Source organism: Pseudoclavibacter sp. RFBI5, assembly GCF_002931395.1.
Lineage (GTDB): Bacteria > Actinomycetota > Actinomycetes > Actinomycetales > Microbacteriaceae > Pseudoclavibacter.
On record NZ_PSYA01000009.1, the window covers coordinates 33,829 to 56,917 of the forward strand.

Consider the following 23,089-nt stretch of genomic DNA (forward strand, 5'->3'; position numbering starts at 1 on the left):
ACCACTGAGCATCCAACCCGGGGCTATGGCCTTCCTATGGCGAAGCTGTGGCTCAGCTTCGACCCGCGAGCGCGTGCACCCTGATCCGCACCCGCACCAGAGATCCGGGCGGGAGCACGGTGAGCGCAGCCGCCTTGATGCGCTCGGCGAGACCTTCCAGGATCTGCGCCTGCGGCGCAGACGCCTCGACCCGCACCCGGACGGCCACGGTCGTGGCGTCGCCCGACGTGCCGACCTCCACGTGCAGCGATCCGAGATGGATGCTCGTGATGGGCAGCAGCTCCACCACCCCAGGAGCACCGATGGTCGCAGCCTCGACGGCTTCGGCGATACGCTCGCGGTCGATCATTCGGCGCCCCTCACGTCGGCGATGACGATGTCGATGCCGGTGACCTGCAGGGTCGTGTGGACGGCGAGCGCCTCGGCGATCGCCTCCCGCACGCGGTCGGCCAGCGGATGCAGCGGTCTCAAGCCCAGGACCGTGACGGAGACCGTGAGGTGCACGGGCGCACCTGGCTCCGTCACCTCGCCGTCGAGCACGCAGCGACCGATCAGGACGCCGTCCATGGCATCCCCCGTGCGTCGGACGATCTCGCGCACGACGCCCTCGCTCTGCGAGAACTCGTACTCGGGCTCGACCGAGGTGAGCGGAATCTCGCGGCCTGCACGAGCATCCATCGCGATGCCACGCAGCATCGACTGCAGCCACGCTCCGCTCGGCCCTGGTGTCGCTGCCGACTCGGCTTCGATGAGGTCGTGGGAGGCGCGTGTGACGCGTTCGAGGGCTTCGAGCGCTCGCTCGCACTCCGGGTCGCTCTCGATGTCGGCGTTGTAGGGCACGCGACCGGCTTCCAGATACTCGGAGAGCTGCGTGAGGGTGTACCCCGCCGCGCCGATGGTCGGTTCGTCGTCTTCGCTCATGCCCATTCCTCCATTCCCCGCAGCAGCGCGAGCCTGGCCCGCGACAGGGCCCCTCGCACCGTCGAGGTGTTCGTTTCGAGCTGTTCGGCGATCTCGGCGTAGGTGAAACCCGCCGTCTCCTTCAGGACCCAGCACTGCCGCTGGAGCTCGGGGAGCGTGCCGAGAATTCGGGATGCGGTATCGAGCTTTGCGTTCAGCTCGAGCTGGGCCGACGGCCCGAGCTCCTTCGCGGCGGGTGCCACGACGTCGTCGATGTCCTGCTCGAACTTCCTCTTCCTGAGCAGGTCGGTCGCCTTGCGAGCCGCGATCTGCACGAGCCAGGCGCGCACGGCACTGGGCTCGCGGAGGAGGTCGAGTCGCTTCCAGGCGACGATGCAGGCGTCCTGCACCGCATCTTCGGCGTCGGCGCGGGACGAGAGCAGTCGGATCGCGGTGGCGATCATGAGCCCCCAGTGGCGACGGATGAGCACCTCGAACGCGCGCTGGTCACCGTCTCTGGCGCGGGCGACGAGCAACGCGTCCGGCGCCTCGGCGAGGTCAGGCATGGCCCCTCCTTCGCGAAAGCCAGTGGGCCGGGCGGCTCCACTCGCGAGCAACCCTATGACACCGATCCTCGCCGCTTCCTGCCAATGCCTGGCACCCGGGGAGGCCGACGACGAAAGCGGCGAATTCGAGCGTCGACCATCGTGTTTCCAACAGGTAAACTCCACTCGCGCGCGCGTGCCCACGCGCGCTTGCAACAATCCTGGGGGAACTCCTTGAGCTTTTTCGAAAGCCTGATGCGCACGAAGAGCATCGAGGCATCACTTGCGGACTCGCACTCCGAGGGACGGTCGCTCAAGCGCTCCCTCGGCGTGTGGGACCTCGCCATCATGGGCGTCGCCGTTGCCGTCGGCGCCGGCATCTTCTCCGTCGGAGCGAAGGCGGCCGCCAACAACGCCGGCCCCTCGATCACGATCGGCTTCCTCCTGGCTGCGGTCACGTGCGGTCTCGCGATCATGGCGTACGCCGAGTTCGCGTCGTCGGTGCCCGTCGCCGGCTCCGCCTACACGTTCACGTACGCGACGCTCGGAGAGCTGCTCGCGTGGATCATCGGCTGGGACCTCATCCTCGAGATGCTCTCCGCCTCCGCCGTCATCGCCAGCTACTGGGGCGTGTACCTGCAGGAGGTCGTCAACATCTGGGGCTGGGACATCCCGCCGAAGCTCAGCATCTTCGGGCTCTTCGAGCTGAACTGGGCCGCGTTCTTCATCGTCGCCGTCCTCACGACGCTGCTCGCGCTCGGCACCAAGCTGTCCTCCCGCGTCAGCGCGGTCCTGACGATCCTGAAGGTCGCGACCGTGCTCTTCGTCATCGTCGTCGGCGCCTTCTTCGTCAACGTGAAGAACTACACGCCGTTCATCCCGCCGTCCCAGCCCGCGCAGGACTCGGGAGCGGATGCGTGGCACCAGTCGCTGTTCTCCTTCATGTCCGGTGCTGAGCCGAGCATGTACGGCGTCTTCGGCCTCCTCGCCGGCGCTTCCATCGTGTTCTTCGCGTTCATCGGGTTCGACGTCGTCGCGACGAGCGCGGAAGAGGTCAAGAACCCCAAGAAGAACCTGCCCCGCGGCATCTTCCTCGGCCTCGCCATCGTCACCGTGCTCTACCTCTCGGTGAGCCTCGTCATCACGGGCATGGTGTCCTACACCGACCTCGCGGCGTCCGAGACCCCGTCGCTCGCGACGGCATTCGTGCTCGTGGGGGCCGACTGGGCCGCGCAGATCATCTCGATCAGCATCCTCCTCGGCTTCACGACCGTCATCCTCGTGCTCCTCATGGGCCTCGCCCGAGTGCTGTTCTCGATGAGCCGCGACGGGCTGCTCCCCCGCTCGTGGAGCATCACGAGCGAGAAGCGCAAGACGCCGATCCGCCTGCAGATCGGCGTCGGCGTCGCGGTCGCGCTGCTCGCCGGGCTCACGAACGTCGACTGGCTCGAGGAGATGATCAACATCGGCACGCTCTCCGCGTTCGTGCTCGTGAGCCTCTCCATCCTCGTGCTGCGCAAGAAGTACCCGAACCGTGAGCTGGCCTACCGCATGCCGTGGTCGCCGTTCCTGCCGATCCTCTCGGCGGTGCTGTGCTTCTGGCTCATGCTCAACCTCTCGACGCTCACCTGGCTGCGCTTCGCCATCTGGCTCGTCATCGGCCTCGCGATCTACTTCCTCTACAGCCGCCGCAACTCGCGCCTCGGCAAGGAGCAGCACTCGCTCGCCGACAAGCTGGGCTCCGGAGAGCTGAAGTAGCCGGCCCCTGCTCGCAGAGACGGCCCCCGTCCACCTTCCGGTGGACGGGGGCCGTCTCGCTGTGTGATGCGGCGTGGAGCTAGATCTGCGACAGCTCCTTGCGGTGCGGCACGATCGGGGGCTGCACGCCACCCAGCTGCTCGATGATGCGCACCACCTGGGTGGAGTAGCCGAACTCGTTGTCGTACCAGACGTAGAGCACGAGGTTCTTGCCCTCGGCGATGGTCGCGAGCCCATCGACGATGCCGGCCCGGGTCGTGCCCACGAAGTCCGTGGAGACGACCTCGCTCGACTCGATGTAGTCGATCTGCTGACGGAGGACGGAGCTGAGCGAGATCTGTCGGAGGAAGTCGTTCACCTCGCCGCGAGTCGTCGGACGCTCGAGCGTGAGGTTGAGCACGGCCATGGAGACGTCCGGCGTAGGGACGCGGATGGCGTTGCCGGTGAGCTTGCCCTCGAAGTGCGGGAGCGCCTTCGCGACTGCCTTCGCCGCGCCGGTCTCCGTGATGACCATGTTGAGTCCCGCGGCGCGTCCGCGGCGGTCCCCCTTGTGGAAGTTGTCGATGAGGTTCTGGTCGTTGGTGAACGAGTGCACCGTCTCGACGTGTCCGTGCACGACCCCGTATCGCTCGTCGATGACCTTGAGGACGGGCGTGATGGCGTTGGTCGTGCAGGATGCTGCCGAGAGAATTCGGTCGTCGTCCGTGATGCCGGCGTTGTTGATGCCGTAGACGATGTTCTTGAGCTTGCCCTTGCCCGGCGCCGTCAGCAGCACCCGACGCACGCCGGGGCTCTGCAGGTGCTGCGCGAGGCCCTCGGCGTCGCGCCAGCGGCCCGTGTTGTCGACGACGATGGCGTCCCGGATCCCGTACGAGGCGTAGTCCACGGTGGCCGGGTCGTTCGAGTAGATGACCTTGATGACGGTGCCGTTGGCCTGGATGGTCGAGGCTGCTTGGTCGACGGAGATCGACCCCGCGAAGGCGCCGTGCACGGAGTCGCGTCGCAGGAGGCTCGCCCGCTTCTCGAGGTCGTTGTCGCTGCCCTTGCGCACGACGATGGCCCGGAGGCGCAGCCCGCGTCCGGTGCCGGCGTGCGAGATGATGATGCGGGCGAGCAGGCGGCCGATGCGACCGAATCCGTAGAGGACGACGTCGGCGCCGGAGTCCGGCGAGCCGGTGCCGATGACCTCGAGGAGCTGATTCGCGAGGAAGGTGTCGAGGTCCTCGGCCTGGGCCGCGAATCGGGTCGCGAGCTCGCCGAGATCGATCGAGGCGGTGCCGAGGTCGAACTCCTGCAGCCGCTCGAGGATGGGCAGCGTCGCGTCCAGCGACAGCTCGACGTCGTTGATGCGGCGCGCGAAGCGGTGCGCCTTGATGATGTCGATCGCGGAGAGGTTGATGAGCCGGTGACCGTAGATGGAGGTCACGACGTTGCGGGTGCGGTAGAGGTTCCCGATGAGCGGGATCATCCGCTCGGCGATGCCGACTTTCTCCAGCCACTCGTGCTGCGTCTTCTCGGACTTTTCCATCATCGAATGGGACCCCTCAACGTCGAAAGTTCACGCCTGACAGCCAGGCTCACGAAAAATCCTACGGTTCTGCGCTACCTGACGTGCGGGAATCCGGGTCAAGGGGCACGCCCGTATTCACGATGAGGAAAAAAGGGCCGAATTTGCCACGAGGGGCCCGTCCCGCGACTGCGGAACGGACCCCTCGGCGCTGGCGGACTCGCTAGCTGCGCTTCGCCCGCTTCTCGCGGACACGCATGTTCGTGATGATCGGCGAGCCCTCGAAGCCGTACACCTCGCGGAGTCGACGCTGGATGAAACGACGGTAGCCCGGGTCGAGGAAGCCGGTCGTGAAGAGCACGAATGTCGGCGGACGCGTCTGCGCCTGTGTGCCGAACAGGATGCGCGGCTGCTTGCCGCCACGGAGCGGGTGCGGGAACTCCGCCGTGAGCTCCGCGAGGAACGCGTTGAACTTGCCCGTGGGGATGCGCGTGTCCCACGAGTCGAGGGCCAGCTCGAGGGCCGGCACGAGCTTCTCGAGGTGGCGGCCGGTCTTCGCGGAGATGTTGACGCGCGGCGCCCAGGCGACGTGAGCGAGGTCGCGTTCGACCTCACGCTCGAGCTGCCAGCGACGTTCGTCGTCGAGCATGTCCCACTTGTTGAAGGCGAGCACGAGCGCGCGCCCGGATTCGAGCACCAGGTCGATGATGCGCAGGTCCTGCACGTTGACGGCCTCGGTCACGTCGAGGACGACGACGGCGACCTCCGCCTTCTCGAGGGCGGCCGTCGTGCGCAGCGAGGCGTAGAAGTCCGCACCCTGCTGCAGGTGCACCCGACGGCGGATGCCCGCCGTGTCGACGAAGCGCCAGATCTTGCCGCCAAGCTCGACCTGCTCGTCGACGGGGTCGCGAGTGGTGCCGGCGAGGGAGTTGACGACGACACGCTCTTCGCCAGCGGCCTTGTTGAGGAGGCTCGACTTGCCGACGTTCGGTCGTCCCAGGATGGCGACGCGGCGGGGCCCGCCGATCTCCTCCTTCGCGACCTTGGAGACCTCGGGGAGGATCTCGATGACCTTGTCGAGGAGGTCTGCGACACCGCGTCCGTGGACTGCCGAGACCGGCCACGGCTCGCCGAGTCCGAGGCTCCACAGCTGCGCCGCGTTCGGCTCCTGGACGGCGTCGTCGACCTTGTTCGCGACGAGGATGACGGGCCGGTCCGTCTTGCGGAGCAGCTTCACGACGTGCTCGTCCGTGGCGGTGGGGCCGACATTCGCGTCGACGACGAAGAGCACGGCGTCAGCGAGCTCGACGGCGATCTCCGCCTGCTGGGCGACCGACAGGTCGATGCCCTTCGCGTCGGGCTCCCACCCGCCGGTGTCGACGATCGTGTACCAGCGGTTGTTCCACTCGGCCTTGTACGAGACGCGGTCGCGGGTCACGCCTGGCGTGTCCTCCACGACGGCCTCGCGCCGGCCGATGATGCGGTTGACGAGCGCGCTCTTGCCGACGTTGGGTCGGCCGACGACCGCGAGCACGGGAAGCGCTGGCAGGTACGTGATGGCGTCGCCGTCCTCGGAGGCGCCGAGGAGCACCTCGAGGTCGTCTTCCTCGAGCTCGTAGTCGTCGAGGCTCTGGCGCAGCGCGTTGGTGCGCTGCTCGACGACGGATTCGTCGAGCCCCTCCAGGCGCGAGACGAGCTCCTCGCCTCCTGCTGCGTCGAACTCGTCTGAGGCCTGTGTGGCCTCGTCGTTGTTCCCTTGGTCGTCAGTCATCGTGACTCCTTCGTGTTGTCGTGTCTGACAGCGCGCTCGGGGCGGCTGCCAGCGACGGTGCTGTCGTCTGGTGCGAACCGGGCGCCGAGGCGACGATTCGCAGGAATTCCTCGACCGACTGCTCGAAATCGAGCCTCGTCGTGTCGAGCACCGTGACGCCGTCGGCGGCCTCGGTGAAGTTGGTGACCTTGGCGTCGCGGGCATCGCGCGCCGAGACGGACTCGGCCACGGCGGAGGCCGCCTCGCCTGCCTTCTCGCCGGCCCTGCGTGCGATGCGAACGGCCTCGTCCGCGGTCATGAGGATGCGCACGGGCGCATCCGTGGCCACGACCGTCGTGATGTCCCGGCCTTCGGCGATGATGCCGGCAGCTGCCGTCTCGGCCATGGTGCTCCGGAAGAGCGCCGTGAGGGCAGAACGAGCTTCTGGCACCCGGGATACTCGCCAGACCTCGCCGGAGATGGCGGTGTCGCGGATGTGCTCCGAGACATCGGTCTCGCCAACGCGAACCCAGCGCTCGTCCGGGCTCTGCGAGATGCGGTACTCGGCGATGAAGGTGGGAAGCAGGGCGACGATGGTCGCGGCGTCGTCGAGGTCGCAGCCCCGCTCGATGGCGAACCAGGTGAGCGCGCGGTACGCGGCGCCCGTGTCGAGGTAGCCGAAGCGGAGGCGCCTCGCGCTCTCGCGGCACACGCTGGACTTGCCCGACCCGGCGGGGCCGTCGACGGCGACGACAAGGGGGGCGACCGCGAGGGAGGCGGCGAGCGGAGAGGCGGGCGCGCTCATGCGGCGATCCTCCACCCTCGCTGCTCGAGCTCTTCGACGAGCTTCGCCGTGGCCGATGGCACGACGGAGATGACGACGAGACCCACGTTCGAGGCCTGCGCGTGTTCCATCCGGAAGTCCTCGACGTTAACCTGCGCGTCGCCCACATCGCCCATGAGGCGTGCGAGCTGGCCTGGCTTGTCGTCGATCATGACCGTGACGGAGTCGAACTCGCGTCGCGAGGAGCCGTGCTTGCCTGGCAGGCGCGCGACGCCGGCGTTGCCGGTCGCGAGCTGTTCCGCGATGATGCGCCCGGAGCCGCGCTCCTGGCTGCGCTCGAGCGCTCCGGCGACCTTGTCGAGATCGGCCTGCAGCTTGCGGAGCACCACAGCAGTCGGAGCCGCGTTCGCGGTGAGGATCTGGGTCCACAGGACGGGGTCGCTCGAGGCGATCCTCGTGAGGTCTCTCAGCCCCTGGCCCGCGAGCGCGGTCGCGCCGTCCTCGTCGTCGACGAGGCGGGAGGCGAGCAGCGTGGAGACCAGCTGGGGGACGTGGGAGACGAGCGCAACGGCACGGTCGTGGTCGTGGGCCGTCATCGCGACGGGAGTCGCGCCGAGGTCGAGCGCGAGGCCCTCGACCTCCTGCAGTGCGAAGACGCTCGTCTGCTCGTGGTGCGCGATGACCCACGGGCGTCCGACGAAGAGATCGGCGCGGCCCGAGAGCGGCCCGCCCGTCTCGCGGCCGGCCATGGGGTGCGAGCCGAGGTACCGGCTGATGTCGGCTCCTCGAGCGATGAGCTCGGCCAGCGGCGCCGACTTCACGCTCGCGACGTCGGTCACGATGGCGTCCGGCCAGCGCTCGAGCTCGGCCGCGACGACCTGCCCCGTCACGTCAGGCGGCACGCAGACCACGACGATGCGGGGTGGCTCTCCCCCGGCAGCATCCGCTGCGGGGGTTCCCGCGCCGTAGTCGACCGCGAGCTGCAGCACCGACGGCGAGATGTCGTCGAGCTGGACGTCGACGCCGAGCCTCCGGAGCCCGTGACCGACACTCGTGCCGAGCAGCCCGGCACCGACCACCCGCACCGGGGAGTTGGTTCGAGTTGGCGTCATCGACGACCTTTCGACTTGGCAGACGGCGTCTGCCGCGCGGTTCTCCCCTGCTTCGGCCCGCGCTCGGGGGCTGCTGACTGCGCGGGGGCGCCGCTCTCGCGCTGCTCACCGGCTCGCCGGGCGAGCTTCAGGATGCGGCCGAGCTCCAGTGTAGTGAACTCGCGCATCTCCCCTTCGCGCAGCGTGCCGAGGTTCAACGGCCCGAAGCTCCGGCGCACGAGCGCGCTGACGGGGTGCCCGACCTCTTCGAGCATGCGACGCACGATGCGGTTGCGGCCGGAGTGCAGCACGATCTCGACGAGCGAGGCCGTGTGACTCGGCTGATCGGCGAGCAGCCTCGCGCTGTCGGCCTTGATGAAGCCGTCCTCGAGCTCGAATCCCTGGCGAAGGCGCTGCAGGGCCTTCGCGGACATGCGTCCCTCGACGCGGGCGATGTACGTCTTCTCCACGCCGAAGGACGGGTGCGCGAGCACGTGCGCGAGTTCCCCGTCGTTCGTAAGGATCAGCAGGCCGCTCGTGTCGATGTCGAGCCTGCCGACGTTGTAGACCCGCTCCTCGAATTCGCTCGTGAACTCGCGAAGGTCAGGGCGGCCCTGCTCGTCGCGCATCGTCGAGACGACCCCGGTGGGCTTGTTCAGGAGGACGTAGCGCTTGCTCGGGTCGAGCTGGATGGGGGTGCCATCCACCGCGACCTCGTCACGGTCCGGGAAGACGCGGCTGCCGAGCTCGGTCACGACGACCCCGTTGACCTCGATGCGTCCCTGCGTGATGTACTGCTCGCAGACACGACGGGAGGCGACGCCTGCCGCCGCGAGCGCCTTCTGCAGACGGACGCCGTCGTTGCGCTCTTCCACCGGAGCGACCTCGCGGCCGGGCAGCGGGATGTCGGCGAAGTCGTCCATCGAGTAGCCGCCTTCAGGTCGCGCCTGCGCAGCCTGGCGGAGCGCCGCGGCTTCGTCGGCGGTGCGGTCGGCGTCGCTGTGGCGCGGTGCGCGCCCTCGCTGATCACTCATGGAATCCGTCCTGTCCTTCGTCGAGCAGAGGTGAAATCTTTGGCAGCTCGTCGAGCGAGTTGAGTCCCAGGTGCACCAGAAGCGCCTGGGTCGTGACGTAGCGAATGGCCCCGGTCACGTCGTCGTGGCCGTCTTCTGCGATGAGGCCACGTGCTACCAGAGTACGCACCACCGAGTCGACGTTCACAGCGCGGACCTGCGCCACCTGCGAACGGGTGATGGGCTGACGGTAGGCGATGACGGCGAGCGTCTCGAGCGCGGCCTGCGAGAGCCTCGACGGCTGGCGGGTGAGCACGAAGTCGGCGACGATGTCGTCGAGCGTCTCGCGCACGTAGAGCCGCCATCCCCCGCCCACCTCGCGCAGCTCGAAGCCGCGCTCCGGCCCGCCGAGGTCGCCGTTGTAGTCGGCGACGAGCCGGCCGATGGATGCTCGGACGTCGGAGACGGGGCGGCTGACCGCGCCGGCGATGGTCACGAGCGACAGCGGCTCGTCGGCGACGAAGAGGATCGCCTCGACGGCGCGGTCGAGCTCGACGCCTGGCTGCTCACCCGGATCGGAGGGCTGCTCGATCGCGGTGAGGTCAGTCATCGTCGTCTCCGAGGCTCGAGAGCTGCGCCGCATCCCAGTCCTGCGCGTCCCACTGCACGATGAGCTCGCCGAGCGGGATCTCCTGCTCGAAGCTCAACGCGGCCCTGCGGTACAGCTCCAGGAGGGCCAGGAAGCGGGCGATGACCACACCGCGAGCGCTGGCGTCAGCGACGAGCTCCCGGAAGGTGCGCGGTTCGCCGTCCTGGAGGACCGCGACGAGGATGCGGGCCTGCTCCCGGATGCTCACCTTGGGGGCGTGGAGGTGGGTGAGGCCGACGGTCGGGATCTCTCGTGGCGCGAGCGCGAGCGTCGCGAGCGCAGCGAAGTCGGCGGCGGACAGCGTCCAGACGAGCTCCGGGATGCGCTCTCGGAACTTCGCCTCCAGGGGCACGGCACGAGTCGTACGCTGCCCCTCGACGCCGAGCGCCGCCGCGAACCATGCGGAGACCTCCTTGAACGCCTTGTACTGCAGGAGGCGCGCGAACAGGAGGTCTCGTGCCTCGAGGATCGCCACGTCCTCCGCATCCACGTACTCGCCCTGCGGAAGCAGGCTGACGATCTTCATGTCGAGCAGCGTTGCCGCGACGACGATGAACTCGCTCGCCCGATCGAGCTCCTCCGGCGTCGACAGGTCGTTCAGGTACCCGATGAACTCGCTCGTGACGCGGCTGAGCGACACCTCGGTGATGTCCATCTCGTGCTTCGAGATGAGCGTCAGGAGGAGATCGAACGGGCCTTCGAAGTTGCTGAGGGAGACACGGAAGTCCGCGTCCGGGGCCGCCTCGATGTCGGCGGCGGCCGAGCTCCCCTGCCTGGCCGGGGTGGCCCGTGCGGTCAGCGTGCTAGGCGACGGCGCCACGTTCGACCAACTCGCGCGCGAGCTGGTGGTAGGCCTTCGCCGCGGTGTGCTCTGGAGCGAAACTGACGATGGGCACGCCGGCGACGGAAGCATCGGGGAACTTCACCGTGCGGCCGATGACCGTGTCGAAGACGCGGTCGCCGAACGCCTCGTAGACGCGGTCGAGCACCTCGCGAGAGTGAAGGGTGCGGCCGTCGTACATGGTGGGCAGGATGCCGTCGAGCTCGAGCGAGGGGTTGAGGCGGTCGCGCACCTTGTCGACGGTCTCGACGAGCAGCGCGACGCCGCGGAGCGCGAAGTACTCGCACTCGAGCGGGATGATCACGCCGTGGCTCGCGGTAAGCGCGTTGACCGTGAGGAGTCCGAGGGAGGGCTGGCAGTCGACGATGATGACGTCGTACTCGCTCGAGACCTTGCGCAGTACACTCGCGAGGATCTGCTCGCGCGCGACCTCGGTGACGAGGTGCACCTCCGCCGCCGAGAGGTCGATGTTCGCGGGCATCACGTCGAGGCCCGGGAAGGCCGTCGGCTGGATGACCTCGTGCGGGTCCTTGACCGTGCCGATGAGCAGGTCGTAGACCGTCGGGGCGTCGTAGGTGCGAATGCCGAGGCCGGCGCTCAGCGCCCCCTGCGGGTCGAAGTCGACGGCGAGCACACGGCGGCCGTAGAGCGCGAGCGAGGCGCCGAGGTTGATGCTCGTCGTGGTCTTCCCGACGCCACCCTTCTGATTGCACATCGAGATGATGCGCGCAGGGCCGTGGTCGTCGAGTTCCTCTGGCACGTCGAAGTGGTTATAGAGTCGCGTCGACACCGCGCTTGCGCTGCGGGGAGTGGATTCGATGGTCTCTTCGCTCATGACCTCTGCATCCTATCCCCGGCCTGGCCTCCGCCGAGGGTGGCGCGCGGATGGCTCGTCGCGTAGACGTCCCGGAGCGTGTCGGCTGTCACGAGCGTGTAGATCTGCGTCGTCGAGACGGAGGCGTGGCCGAGGAGCTCCTGCACGACGCGCACATCCGCCCCACCCTCGAGCAGGTGCGTCGCGAACGAGTGGCGGAGGGTGTGCGGGGAGACGCGCCCGGCGAGGTCCGCCCGCGCTGCGATCGCGTCGAGCAGGTTGAAGGCGCTCTGCCGGGAGAGCCGCGCACCGCGCGTGCCGAGGAACAGCGCCGGGGTTGCGCTCCCCCGCGAGGAGAGCTCGCGTCTCGCTCGGACGAGGTAGCGGTCGAGGGCTCGCTGCGCGAAGCTGCCGACCGGCACGATGCGCTGCTTGTTGCCCTTGCCCCGCACCCGGAGGATGCCGGGCTCGAGCAGGTCATCGACGTTGAGGTCGACGAGTTCGGAGATGCGCGCGCCGCTCGCGTAGAGGAGCTCGACGAGCGCGGTGTCGCGCATCGCCTCGAGCGTCTCGCCGTCTGCTGCCTGCAGCAGCCGCTCCACCTCGGCCACGGTGAGCGCCTTCGGGAGCCGGGACGGCAGCTTCGGCGCGCGCACCCGCGCGGTGGCGTCCACGTCGAGCACGCCCTCGTCGAGCAGGAACCGGTGGAAGCCGCGCACCGAGGACAGCGTCCTCGAGATGGAGGAGGCGGCCAGCTGCTCGCCGTCGCGCAGGTGCGCGAGGAAGGCGGTGACGTCCTCGGGCTTCGCGGCCGCGACCGGGCCGCGGTCACCCTGCTCGAGCCAGTCGAGGTACTTGACGAGGTCTCGCCGGTAGGCCCCGAGGCTGTTGGCGGAGAGGCCGCGCTCGATCGTCAGATGCCTGAGGTAGGTATCGAGACGGGCCACGTCCGACGTGGCCTGGCCCGGATCCGCGGCCATGCGCTGGCCGACTACTCTGGGCGCCCCGGCGAGCGGGTCGGCCAGGCCGCGTCCGCGGGTCGGAGCGTCGAGAAGGAGCGTTCCTTCGCGAGGTGGAGCGCCATGACACCCGAGACGACGAACGGGTTCTGCACGGAGCCGTCGAGGACAGCCTCGAGCGCGTCGGGAAGCGCAACCCAGCGCTGCTCGAGCTCCGCCTCCTCACCGGTGCGATCGAACGCCTCCGGAGTGGCCGAGAGACCGCGGGCGAGGTAGACGCGCACGTTCTCGCTGCTGCCCCCCGGCGAGGTGTACTGGTCGAGCAGCACGTCCCAGCGGTCCGCGAGCAGGTCGACCTCCTCGCCGAGCTCGCGCTTCGCGGCGTCGAGCGGGTCCTCGCCGGGCGCGTCGAGGAGTCCTGCCGGCAGCTCCCAGTCGCGCCGCCCGACCGGGTGACGGTACTGGCGGATGAAGAGGATGCGGTCGGCGTCGTCGAGCACGAGCACTGCGACCGCGCCCGTGTGCGACATGAACTCCCGCGTCAGCACCTCTCCGCCGAAACGGAACCGCTCGCGGACGATGTCCCAGACGGCGCCGCGGAAGACGACGCTCGACTCGAGCACCGTGTCTTCCGCGACCGCGTCGGCGAAAAGCCCCGATTCAGCGGACGAGGTCACTGCTGGACCTGGTCCACGTCCTGCACGCTCTCCTCGACGTCGACGAGGCGACCGGAACGCTGACGCTCGAGGCCGGCGGCGACGAGGCCGGAGAACAGCGGGTGCGCGTTGTTGGGGCGCGACTTGAGCTCGGGGTGCGCCTGCGTGGCCACGTAGAACGGGTGCACCTCGCGCGGCAGCTCGACGTACTCGACGAGCGTGCCGTCCGGTGAGAGTCCCGAGAAGTGGAGACCCGCATCCGAGATCTGATCGCGGTACGCGTTGTTCACCTCGTAGCGGTGACGGTGGCGCTCCTCGACGAGGGTCGAGCCGTAGAGCTCGGCGATGATGGAGCCCTCGTCGAGGGCTGCCGGGTAGGACCCGAGGCGCATCGTGCCGCCGAGGTCGCCGGTCTCGATGATGTCGACCTGCTCGGCCATGGTCGCGATGACGGGGTTCGGCGTCTCCGGGTCGAACTCGGACGAGCTCGCGTCGCTGATGCCGACGACGTTGCGCGCGTACTCGATGACCATGCACTGCATGCCGAGGCACAGCCCGAGCGTGGGGATGCCGTTGTCGCGAGCGAAGCGCAGGGCGCCGAGCTTGCCCTCGATGCCGCGGATGCCGAAGCCGCCTGGCACGCAGATCGCGTCGACGTCGCTCAGCTGTGCTGCGGAGCCCTCTGCCGTCTCGCACTCGTCGGATGGGATCCAGCGCAGCTTGACGCGCGTCTGGTTCGCGAAGCCGCCGGCCCGCAGCGCCTCGGTCACGGACAGGTAGGCGTCGGGGAGGTCGATGTACTTGCCGACCAGGCCGACCGTGATCTGATGCTTGGGCTGGTGGACGACCTCGAGCAGGCGCTCCCAGGCGCTCCACTCGATGGGTTCGGCGGGGAGCTTGAGCTGCTCGATGATGTACTCGTCGAGCCCCTGATCGCGCAGGACGCGGGGGATGTCGTAGATCGACGGCAGGTCGATGGTGTTCACGACGGCGCGCTCCGGCACGTCGCACATGAGGGCGATCTTGCGCTTGTTGCTCTCGGTCACGGGGCGGTCGCTGCGCAGCACGAGCGCGTCCGGCTGGATCCCCGCGGAGCGGAGAGCCGCGACCGAGTGCTGGGTCGGCTTGGTCTTCTGCTCGCCTGAGGCTCCCATGAACGGGACGAGCGAGACGTGCACGAAGAACACGTTGTCGCGTCCGAGCTCGTGGCGCAGCTGGCGGGCCGACTCGATGAAGGGCTGCGACTCGATGTCGCCGATCGTGCCGCCGACCTCGGTGATGATGACGTCGGGGCGAGGCTCCTCGCTGGCCTGGAGGCGCATGCGTCGCTTGATCTCGTCGGTGATGTGCGGGATCACCTGGACCGTGTCGCCCAGGTACTCGCCGCGGCGCTCCTTGGCGATGACGCTCGAGTAGATCTGCCCGGTCGTGACGTTGGCCGACTGCGCGAGGTCGACGTCGAGGAAGCGCTCATAGTGGCCGATGTCGAGGTCGGTCTCAGCCCCATCGTTGGTGACGAACACCTCGCCGTGCTGGAACGGGTTCATGGTGCCCGGGTCGACGTTGAGGTACGGGTCGAGCTTCTGCATGACGACGCGCAGGCCTCGGGCCCTGAGGAGGTTGCCCAAGCTGGCAGCGGTCAGGCCCTTGCCGAGAGAGGAGACCACGCCCCCGGTCACATAGATCTGCTTGACAACGGCCTGGTCGTTTCCCGCAACTGGGATATCTGCGCTAGTCACGGAATTCCATATTAGCCGACGGACCGCGATCCGTCTGCGCCTGACGCTGTGCGATTCGCCGCGGCGAGCTCCAGCAGCTCCTCTGCGTGGGCGTTCCCGGTCTCGCTGGAGGAGAGTCCCGACAGGAGCCTGGCGATCTCCTGCGTCCGGTCCGCACCGCTGATCTGGCGGATGCTGGAGGTCGTGAACTGTCCGTCGCTCGACTTCTCGATGCTGATGTGGTTGTCCGAGAACGCAGCGACCTGCGCCAGGTGCGTGACGACGATGACCTGAGCGTTCGCGGAGAGCCGCTGCAGGCGGCGCCCGATCTCGATCGCCGCGGACCCGCCGACGCCGGCGTCGACCTCGTCGAACACGAGGGTCGGCACCGAGCTCACGTCCGCAAGCACGACCTCGAGCGCGAGCATGACGCGAGAGAGCTCGCCGCCGGACGCGCCCTTGCCGAGCGGGGCCGGCTCGGTTCCCGGATGCGGACGGAGCATGAAGGCGACCCGGTCGCCGCCGTGGGCGGCGATCTCGTCGAGCGGGGTGATGGCCACGGTGAGCTGGGCTGCCGGCATGGCGAGCGCGTGGAGCTCCTCCGTGACCCGCTCCTCGAGCACCGCAGCCGTCGCGGTCCGGAGTTCCGTGAGGCGCGCAGCCGCGGCGGCGAGCGCCTCCTCCGCCTCGGCGATCTGCGCCTCGAGCTGCTGGATGCGCGTCGAGTCGTTCTCGAGTTCCAGCAGCTGGATGCCCGCTTGGGAGCCGAGCTCGATCACGTCGTCGAGCGTCGGTCCGTAGGTGCGCGTGAGGCTCGTGAGCAGCGTGAGCCGCTCGTTGAGCTCCGCCAGTTCACCGCTTCCCTCGGCTTCGAGTCCGTCGAGGTAGCCGGCGAGGCGCAGGCCGAGCTCGTCGATTGCGAACGAGATGTCGGCCGCCGCCTGTCCGAGCTCACCCAACGCGGGATCGCTCGCTGTCGCGCTGTCGATGAGGGCCCGCACCTGCGAGACCAGCTCGGTGGAGCTCGCGCCGCCCTGTCCGCCGAATCCTGCGGAGCTGTCACCGGCGAGGAGCTCGTGCGCCTGGCCGACGTCGCGCCGGAGCGCCTCGAGGTTGGAGAGCCGCTCGATGCGGGCGAGGAGCGTCACGTCCTCCCCAGCCTGCGGCTCGGCTGGCTCGATGTCGGCGAGTGCCCGGCGCAGTCGGGCGGCTTCGAGTTCGCGCTCGGCCTCAGCGTCGCTCAGCGTCTGCAGCTCGGCGCGCAGCTCGCCCCGGCGGACATGCGCCTCGCGAACCGTGGTGCGTGCGCTGCGCAGCTCGGCGCCGCCGAACGCATCCAGCGCGGCACGCTGCGCTCCCTCGCTGCGAAGCCGCCACTGGTCGCTCTGCCCGTGCACCACGACAAGGCGCTCTCCGAGGTCGGCGAGGATCGAGGCTGGCACCCCGCGCCCGCCGAGCCAGGCTCGGCTCCGACCCTCCGCGCTCACCTGGCGGGCCACGAGGAGCTCGTCGTTCTCGTCGAGCTCTGCGCCCGCGTCTGCCGCGAGGCGCGCTGCGGCACTGTCGGCGTCGAGCTGCCAGCGCCCCTCCACGACTGCCTTGCTCGCGCCCGATCGCACCGCGTCCGCGGATGCGCGCCCGCCGCGGAGCAGGCCGAGCGCCGTGACGATCATGGTCTTTCCCGCGCCGGTCTCACCCGTGATCGCGGTGAAGCCGGGGCCGAGGGGAAGCTCGGCGCGTTCGATGACGCCGAGGCCGGAGATATCGATGTCAAGAATCATGCGCGTGCGGGTCCTCGCCATCCTGAAGTCGGGAGTTGGAACTTTTCCACAAGTCGTTTGCTGAACGGCGCGCTGTGGAGTCGCGCCAGACGGATCGGGGCGCCTCCCCGCGTTGCCGTCACGCGGGAGCCCGCCGTGAGGTCGTACGTGCGTCGCCCGTCGCACCACAGCACACCCGGCGTGCCGGTGCGGGGGATGATCTCCACGGCGAGCGTCGAGCTCGGGCCGACGACGATGGGCCTCGCGAAGAGGGCGTGCGCGCTGATCGGCACGAGCAGCAGCGCTTCGACCGTCGGCCACACAATGGGGCCGCCCGCCGAGAACGAGTAGGCGGTGGAGCCGGTCGGCGTCGAGAAGATCGCGCCGTCGGCGCCGAAGCTGAGCAGCGGCTGCCCGTCGACCTCGAGAACCAGCTCGAGCATCCGCTCACGGCTGGCCTTCTCGATGGATGCCTCGTTGAGGGCCCAGGTCTCGTAGACGGTCTGGCCGCCGAGCGTGACCCGGACGTCGAGCGTCATCCGCTCCTCGACCTCGTAGTCGCGATCGAGGGCTCGTCCGACAGCGTCCGCGAGCGAGTCTCGCTCGCTCTCGGCGAGGAAGCCGACGTGACCGAGGTTGACCCCCAGAATCGGGACCCCGGCATCGCGCACCAGCTCGGCGGCACGCAAGATGGTCCCGTCGCCCCCGAGCACGATGGCGATCTCGACTTCGTCGGCCGCGAGCTGATCGCCGAGCGCCATGGTCGTCCGGGGCACCCGGTTCCTGTCGAGGCGCAGCAGCTCGCGGTGCGTCGACGGCTCGAGCACGGGAACCACGCCGGCATCGTCGAGCAGCTGCAGAACCGTCATGGCCGCCTCGATGGCGTCTTCGCGTGCGACATGGCTGACGACGAGGATCCGCCGCTTCGAGTTCCCGCTCATCGATCTGCCTCCAAGTCCTCCGCTTCGACGATGGCTCGCCGCAGAGTGTCGAGTCTGTCAGCATCCGCTGGACTCGAGCCTCTCGACGTGCGGAAGACCGCGACGAATTCCGAGTTCCCGTGCGTTCCCACGATGGGAGACGGCCGCAGGGAGACGAGCTCGAGCCCGCAGTCGGCGGCTTCCACGAGCACCCGCTCGAGTGCGGGCGCGACCAGCCTGCGGTCGTGGACGATGCCGCCCTTCACGCCCGTCCGCCCGACCTCGAACTGCGGCTTGATGAGGAGCACCGCGTCGACGATCCCGGGCGCCATCGCCAGGATGGGCGCGATGACCTTGGTCAGGGAGATGAACGAGAGGTCGCCCACGACGAGGTCGATATCGGCGGAGCGCACGGGCGATTCCGCTGCCACGAGCAGTTCGTCGAGCTGCTCGGCGTCGACGAACCGGGCGTTGACGCCTTCCAGGTTCGAGACGCGAGGATCTTCGCGCACCGACGGCGCCAGCTGGTCGTGCCCGACGTCGAGTGCCACGACGTGACGTGCGCCGCGAGAGAGCAGCACCTGTGTGAAGCCGCCGGTGGATGCACCCACGTCAAGCGCCACTCGACCAGTGGGATCGAGCGTCGGCACCGCGTCGAGACCTGCGACGAGCTTGTGCGCGGCTCGCGATACGAAGTCGTCTCCCCCAGCGATCGTCAGCTCGTCGTGGTCGGCGACGCGGAGGCCCGTCTTGCTCGCCTGCACACCGTTCACGGACACCAGCCCGGCCTCGATGAGGCGCGCCGCGGCCGTGCGGCTGCGCGCGAGTCCACGGTGGGTGAGCTCGGTGTCGAGGCGCTTGAGCGGCCCTCCCTCGGGCGTCGTAATCGGACCGTTCACGCGCTGTCCCCGTCGAAGAGCTCCACGGGAGTGCTCTCCAGGAGCTCCCCCAACTGCTGGTGCAGCTGCGAGAACTCGGCCGCGCGCTCCGAGACGGGCAGGGACGCGATTCGATCGAGCTCGGGGGCGAGCTCCGTGTCGTCGGCGGCCCCGCCTGGGTCGATGCTCATGACGCGAGTTCCGAGTACAGCACCTCCGGCACCCGGAGCGCGTAGATGAGCTTCTCCGAAGCCGCGATCGCTGCGCAGCCAGCACGCAGGAGGTTGATGGGCGAGGAGCCGGCGCGGTCGACGATGACGTCGATGCCACGCACTGTGACCTGCGCGTCTCCGACGCGCGCGACGGCCACCTCGGCCTGTGGACGCTCGCTGACGACCTTCGGGTACGGCTGCGAGAGCTCGCGAAGGTCGCTCAAGATGAAGTCGGGACGCTGACCAGGGGGCGCCGCGATGAGCTGCTTGGGGCGGTCGACGCCCGTGAGCACGAACGCCGAGGCCATGCCGGCGTTCGAGGCACCCTTGATGTCGGTGTCGAGTCGGTCGCCGATGAACAGCGCCTTCTTCGCGTCGAAGCGGCGCACCGCCTCGTCGAAGATCGCCTTCTCCGGCTTCCCGGCGACGAGCGGCAGCTTCTGCACCGCCGTGTGCACGGCCGACACCAGCGTTCCGTTGCCCGGGGCGATGCCGCGAGCGACAGGGATCGTCCAGTCCTGATTCGTCGCGACCCACGGGATGTCGCGCGCGAGCGCGAACGAGGCCTCCGCGAGGTGCTCCCAGCCGACGTGCGGCGCGAAGCCCTGGATGACTGCGTCGGGTTCGTCGTCCGCGGATCGCGTCACGCGGAATCCACCCTTGGCGAGCTCGTCGATGAGACCGTCCCCACCGACGACGAGCACAAGCGCGCCGGGGGCTACCTGGTCAGCCAGGAGACGCACCGCCGCCTGCGGACTCGTCACGACGTCCTCGGCCGTCAGCGTGAGCCCCAGCTCGCGCAGATGCTGCGCGACCTGCTCATCCGTGCGGGAGGCATTGTTCGTGATGTACCCAGAGCGGAGACCGGACGCGGCGAGCGCATTCAGGCTCTCCACCGCGTAGGGCACCGGGTTCGGTCCGCGGTAGACGACGCCATCCAGGTCCGCCAGCACCACGTCCACGCCGTCGAGCGGGGAAGGTCCGGTTCCGGTGCTCTTCTTGAACAAAGCCATCAGGATCTCTCGTCTCTCTCGGCTCGTCGGCTTCGGCAGCCTGACTTTTGGGATCTTGGCGTCGGCCCAGGCAGGATCGACGCCGATTCGCGCACTTCGCGCGAGGTACAGGCACAGCGGGCGCTGCGGGCCCCGCAGGCGGGCGCGGGGCGGCGGAGTGGATCCGCCGCCCCGCATCCGATCACAGGTCGAAGAGGGGCTCGGGCTCGTCGCCCTTGCGCTTCTTCTCCTCGTCTTCGTCGTCGTTCTCGGCGTCGCTGTTCTCGGCGTCGCTGTTCTCGGCGTCGCTGTTCTCGGCGTCGCTGTTCTCGGCGTCGCTGTCATCAGCGTCCGATGCAGCATCGGCAGGCGCGGCGTCAGCGTCTGACTCCGATGCGACCTCGGCCTCAGCAGGTGCCGGGACGACATCGAGCTCGACGTCGACGGCAACAGGCGCGCTCTCGTGCTCGTCGATCGCGAGTTCCTGGGCATCCTCGGCAGCGGCGACGATCTCGTCAGCCTCTTCCTGGACTTCCTTCGCCTCGTCGGCAGTCTCCGCGTCAGCGACGATCTCGTCGGCCTCTTCCTGGACCTCATCCAGCGCCTCGGCTTCGGCGACGATCTCGTCCGCCTCTTCCTCGACCTCGGCGACCAGTTCGTCGTCGAGCACGGCAGCGGCTTCGTCGATGACATCGGCCTCAGCCGCAGCCTCCGATTCGGGCTCAGCTGCAACCGTGTCACCGGCCGCCGCGAGCAGCTCATCTACCTCGGCTTCGAGGTCGTCCTCGTCACGCGAGTACTCCGCCGCCTCGGATGCTTCGCCATCTGCGACGCTTCCCGAGCCTTCGACAGCGCTCGTCGAGCCTTCGCCCGCGATCTCGGTCTCGGTCTCGGCTGCGATCCCGTCCCCGTCGATCTCGTCCTCCTCGAGAGGGGGGAACTCGCCTTCGGTGACGACTTCGATGGTCTCGTGCTCGTCGTGCTTGACGGCGTCGAGAGCATCCTGCGCCCTGGTGGCGAGGGCCGTCCAGCGCTCGGCTTCTGCGGTGCGCTCGAGTTCCTCGAGCACGGTCGCGTAGGCGGCGAACAAGGCCGGGCTGTACGAGTAGGCGCGCTTCGGGTCGAGCTGCGGGATCTCGAGTTCAGCAAGCGCGAGGTCGGCGGCGCCCTGATCGAGACGCGCACCGGACATGGCGATGGCGACCTGAACCAGTTCGGCCGGGCCGAGCCCCGTGCGGTCGGCGGCGCGACCGAGCTCGAGGGCCCGGTCCGGGCGGCCGAGGCCGCGCTCGCTGTCGATCATGAGCGCCAGCTGGTCTTCCTTGCCGCTGATGCGACGGTAGGTACGCAGCTCGCGGAGTGCCAGCGCGTAGTCGCCGATCGTGTACGCCGTGATGGCGAGGGTCTCGCGCACCATGGCGATACGTCCGCCGCGGCGTGCCGCCGAGACGGCATGCTGATGGGCGAGCTCGGGATCGCTGTCGATCAGCACCGATGCCATCACGAGGTGCCTGGCGACGAATTCCTGGTTGGTCGCCTCGAGCGTCTTGAGCTCGTTGCGGGCGCCCTTGGGGAGATCCGACTCGCTGACCTCGTCAGGAACGATGGGGTCGATGTGCTCTGCCCGAACCGGGCGGAGCTCACGTGCGAGCAGCTCCTCCTCGGTCAGTTCCGGACGCTCAGGCGCCGGACGTCCGCGGCCGCCAGAGAAGCCGCGATCGTCGCGTCCGCCACGGCTGTCGCCACGGGGACCGGATGAACGACGCTCGCCGTCACGGGGAGGGTAGGACTTCCGCTCGCCACGGTTGTCATCACGGGGCGTGTAGGTCTTGCGCTCACCATCACGAGGCGGGTACGACTTGCGCTCGCCACGGTTGTCATCACGAGGCGCGTAGGACTTCCGCTCGCCACGGTTGTCATCACGCGGTGCGTACGACTTCCGCTCACCGTCGCGAGGCGGGAACGACTTGCGCTCGCCGCGCTCATCGCGGGAGTTGTAGGGATGACGCTCCCCGTCACGAGGCGGGTACGACTTGCGCTCGCCACGGCTGTCATCGCGAGGAGGGTACGACTTCCGCTCACCACGGTTGTCATCGCGTGGCGCGTAGGACTTGCGCTCACCACGGTTGTCATCACGAGGCGCGTAGGACTTGCGCTCACCATCACGAGGCGCGTACGACTTCCGCTCACCACGGTTGTCATCACGCGGTGCGTAGGACTTCCGCTCGCCGTCACGAGGAGGGTACGACTTGCGCTCGCCGCGGCTGTCATCACGGGGCGCGTAGGACTTCCGCTCACCACGGTTGTCATCACGCGGTGCGTACGACTTCCGCTCACCGTCGCGGGGCGGGAACGACTTGCGCTCGCCGCGGTCATCGCGGGAGTTGTAGGGACGACGCTCACCGTCACGAGGCGGGTACGACTTCCGCTCACCACGGTTGTCGTCACGTGGCGCGTAGGACTTGCGCTCACCATCACGAGGGTACGACTTGCGCTCACCACGGCTGTCATCACGCGGTGCGTAGGACTTCCGCTCGCCGTCACGAGGAGGGTACGACTTGCGCTCGCCACGGCTGTCGTCGCGTGGTGCGTAGGACCTCCGCTCGCCGTCGCGGGGAGGGTACGACTTTCGCTCGCCGCGGTTGTCATCACGGGGGGCGTAGGACTTCCGCTCGCCGTCACGCCGTGGGTACGACTTTCGCTCACCACGGTTGTCATCACGCGGTGGGTACGACTTGCGCTCACCACGGTTGTCATCACGCGGTGCGTACGACTTGCGCTCACCGCGGTTGTCATCACGCGGTGCGTACGACTTCCGCTCACCATCGCGGGGCGCGTACGACTTGCGCTCGCCGCGCTGGGCATCGTCACGGTTGTTGTAGCTGCGTCGTTCTCCCTGGTTGCGGTCGCCGCCGCCTGCGTAGGGCTTGCGGTCGCCGAACTGCTTGCGGTCGCCGCCGCGGGAGTTCGCATCCCGTCGCCCATCCTGGCCGCTGCGTTCCTGGCGGTTGCCTGACCCGCGTTCGTTGCTCGGGTTTCGCCGCTCGTTGTCGTTTGCGTCCATGAATAGCTCCTCGGGATGCGCTGTCGAATTGTTGTCGTGCTTGTCTGAATGCGCCTCACCTTGGACGCTTGCGTCGCCACCCAGCCTACGTCACAGCGCTCCGGAGCTCAGGGACGTGCCCTGTGCTGCCATCGGGGTGCTTCGGCGCTGCGTTGTATTGTCGCGGTTGGTGGCGAATGAAAAAAGCCGGGGTTGGTCATCGAGGAGCATCTCTGCTCACTCAACAACCAACCCCGGCTTATGAAGAAGTCCGGCGGTGACCTACTCTCCCACAGGGT

21 protein-coding genes are annotated in these 23,089 nt (G+C 68.7%); 1 reads left to right on the top strand and 20 read right to left on the bottom strand.

Going from position 1 to position 23,089, the window contains the following annotated elements; translation table 11 throughout:
* Positions 1-52 precede the first annotated feature (52 nt).
* From C5E06_RS06880 to C5E06_RS06890, 3 genes are read right to left on the bottom strand one after another with little or no spacing between them, the layout of a single operon-like run.
* Complete coding sequence (locus C5E06_RS06880; protein WP_104306405.1) at positions 53-349, bottom strand: hypothetical protein; 297 nt, start codon at positions 347-349, stop codon at positions 53-55.
* Entirely contained in the window at positions 346-921 is a 576-nt protein-coding gene (locus tag C5E06_RS06885) for a hypothetical protein (RefSeq protein ID WP_146081323.1), read from the bottom strand. Before C5E06_RS06885 ends, C5E06_RS06880 begins: the two co-directional genes overlap by 4 nt.
* Positions 918-1,466 carry an RNA polymerase sigma factor gene (locus tag C5E06_RS06890; RefSeq protein WP_104242263.1) on the bottom strand — a complete coding sequence of 183 codons (549 nt, stop codon included), beginning with the start codon at positions 1,464-1,466 and terminating at the stop codon, positions 918-920. The genes C5E06_RS06885 and C5E06_RS06890 overlap by 4 nt, the downstream gene beginning before the upstream one ends.
* 234 nt (positions 1,467-1,700) lie before the next feature.
* On the opposite strand from C5E06_RS06890, the gene C5E06_RS06895 reads away from it, so the two are divergent.
* On the top strand, positions 1,701-3,203 hold the full coding sequence (locus C5E06_RS06895) for an APC family permease (RefSeq protein ID WP_104242265.1): 1,503 nt from the start codon (positions 1,701-1,703) through the stop codon (positions 3,201-3,203).
* 79 nt (positions 3,204-3,282) lie between these two features.
* Here C5E06_RS06895 and C5E06_RS06900 read toward each other — a convergent pair whose 3' ends face one another.
* The 17 genes from C5E06_RS06900 to C5E06_RS06975 all read right to left on the bottom strand — a co-directional run bounded on the left by C5E06_RS06900 (position 3,283) and on the right by C5E06_RS06975 (position 22,811).
* Complete coding sequence (locus tag C5E06_RS06900; RefSeq protein WP_104242267.1) at positions 3,283-4,734, bottom strand: glyceraldehyde-3-phosphate dehydrogenase; 1,452 nt, start codon at positions 4,732-4,734, stop codon at positions 3,283-3,285.
* A 199-nt stretch (positions 4,735-4,933) separates the two neighbouring features.
* A complete protein-coding gene (der, locus tag C5E06_RS06905; RefSeq protein WP_104242269.1) occupies positions 4,934-6,481 on the bottom strand; it encodes a ribosome biogenesis GTPase Der in 1,548 nt (515 codons plus the stop codon).
* Positions 6,474-7,265 (bottom strand): (d)CMP kinase, encoded by a 792-nt coding sequence (gene cmk, locus C5E06_RS06910; RefSeq protein ID WP_104306413.1) that lies wholly within the window; start codon positions 7,263-7,265, stop codon positions 6,474-6,476. Before cmk ends, der begins: the two co-directional genes overlap by 8 nt.
* Complete coding sequence (locus C5E06_RS06915; RefSeq protein WP_104242271.1) at positions 7,262-8,356, bottom strand: prephenate dehydrogenase; 1,095 nt, start codon at positions 8,354-8,356, stop codon at positions 7,262-7,264. The genes cmk and C5E06_RS06915 overlap by 4 nt, the downstream gene beginning before the upstream one ends.
* Entirely contained in the window at positions 8,353-9,258 is a 906-nt protein-coding gene (locus tag C5E06_RS06920) for a pseudouridine synthase (protein WP_104306414.1), read from the bottom strand. Before C5E06_RS06920 ends, C5E06_RS06915 begins: the two co-directional genes overlap by 4 nt.
* Before the next feature lie 103 nt (positions 9,259-9,361).
* Positions 9,362-9,958 (bottom strand): SMC-Scp complex subunit ScpB, encoded by a 597-nt coding sequence (gene scpB, locus C5E06_RS06925; protein WP_104306407.1) that lies wholly within the window; start codon positions 9,956-9,958, stop codon positions 9,362-9,364.
* A complete protein-coding gene (locus C5E06_RS06930; RefSeq protein ID WP_374953227.1) occupies positions 9,951-10,817 on the bottom strand; it encodes a segregation and condensation protein A in 867 nt (288 codons plus the stop codon). The genes scpB and C5E06_RS06930 overlap by 8 nt, the downstream gene beginning before the upstream one ends.
* Positions 10,801-11,673: a ParA family protein gene (locus C5E06_RS06935; protein WP_104242275.1), complete on the bottom strand. Its 873-nt coding sequence runs from the start codon at positions 11,671-11,673 to the stop codon at positions 10,801-10,803. The genes C5E06_RS06930 and C5E06_RS06935 overlap by 17 nt, the downstream gene beginning before the upstream one ends.
* Entirely contained in the window at positions 11,670-12,632 is a 963-nt protein-coding gene (gene xerD, locus C5E06_RS06940) for a site-specific tyrosine recombinase XerD (RefSeq protein ID WP_104306409.1), read from the bottom strand. Before xerD ends, C5E06_RS06935 begins: the two co-directional genes overlap by 4 nt.
* A gap of 11 nt (positions 12,633-12,643) precedes the next feature.
* Complete coding sequence (locus C5E06_RS06945; RefSeq protein ID WP_104306410.1) at positions 12,644-13,288, bottom strand: NUDIX hydrolase; 645 nt, start codon at positions 13,286-13,288, stop codon at positions 12,644-12,646.
* Positions 13,285-15,006: a CTP synthase gene (locus tag C5E06_RS06950; protein ID WP_258063201.1), complete on the bottom strand. Its 1,722-nt coding sequence runs from the start codon at positions 15,004-15,006 to the stop codon at positions 13,285-13,287. Before C5E06_RS06950 ends, C5E06_RS06945 begins: the two co-directional genes overlap by 4 nt.
* A gap of 11 nt (positions 15,007-15,017) precedes the next feature.
* The gene (gene recN / locus C5E06_RS06955) at positions 15,018-16,766 is read right to left on the bottom strand and encodes a DNA repair protein RecN (protein WP_104306415.1); all 1,749 of its coding nucleotides are present in this window, start codon (positions 16,764-16,766) and stop codon (positions 15,018-15,020) included.
* Positions 16,763-17,686, bottom strand: coding sequence for an NAD kinase (locus C5E06_RS06960; RefSeq protein WP_104242281.1), 924 nt, complete (start codon positions 17,684-17,686; stop codon positions 16,763-16,765). Before C5E06_RS06960 ends, recN begins: the two co-directional genes overlap by 4 nt.
* Positions 17,683-18,564, bottom strand: a complete 882-nt coding sequence (locus C5E06_RS06965; RefSeq protein WP_258064883.1) for a TlyA family RNA methyltransferase — start codon at positions 18,562-18,564, stop codon at positions 17,683-17,685. Before C5E06_RS06965 ends, C5E06_RS06960 begins: the two co-directional genes overlap by 4 nt.
* Entirely contained in the window at positions 18,561-18,734 is a 174-nt protein-coding gene (locus C5E06_RS19215; RefSeq protein ID WP_181062905.1) for a hypothetical protein, read from the bottom strand. The genes C5E06_RS06965 and C5E06_RS19215 overlap by 4 nt, the downstream gene beginning before the upstream one ends.
* A complete protein-coding gene (locus C5E06_RS06970) occupies positions 18,731-19,768 on the bottom strand; it encodes an HAD-IIA family hydrolase (RefSeq protein WP_104242283.1) in 1,038 nt (345 codons plus the stop codon). The genes C5E06_RS19215 and C5E06_RS06970 overlap by 4 nt, the downstream gene beginning before the upstream one ends.
* Positions 19,769-19,949: 181 nt before the next feature.
* Positions 19,950-22,811 carry a hypothetical protein gene (locus C5E06_RS06975; RefSeq protein ID WP_104306411.1) on the bottom strand — a complete coding sequence of 954 codons (2,862 nt, stop codon included), beginning with the start codon at positions 22,809-22,811 and terminating at the stop codon, positions 19,950-19,952.
* Positions 22,812-23,089: the final 278 nt, after the last annotated feature.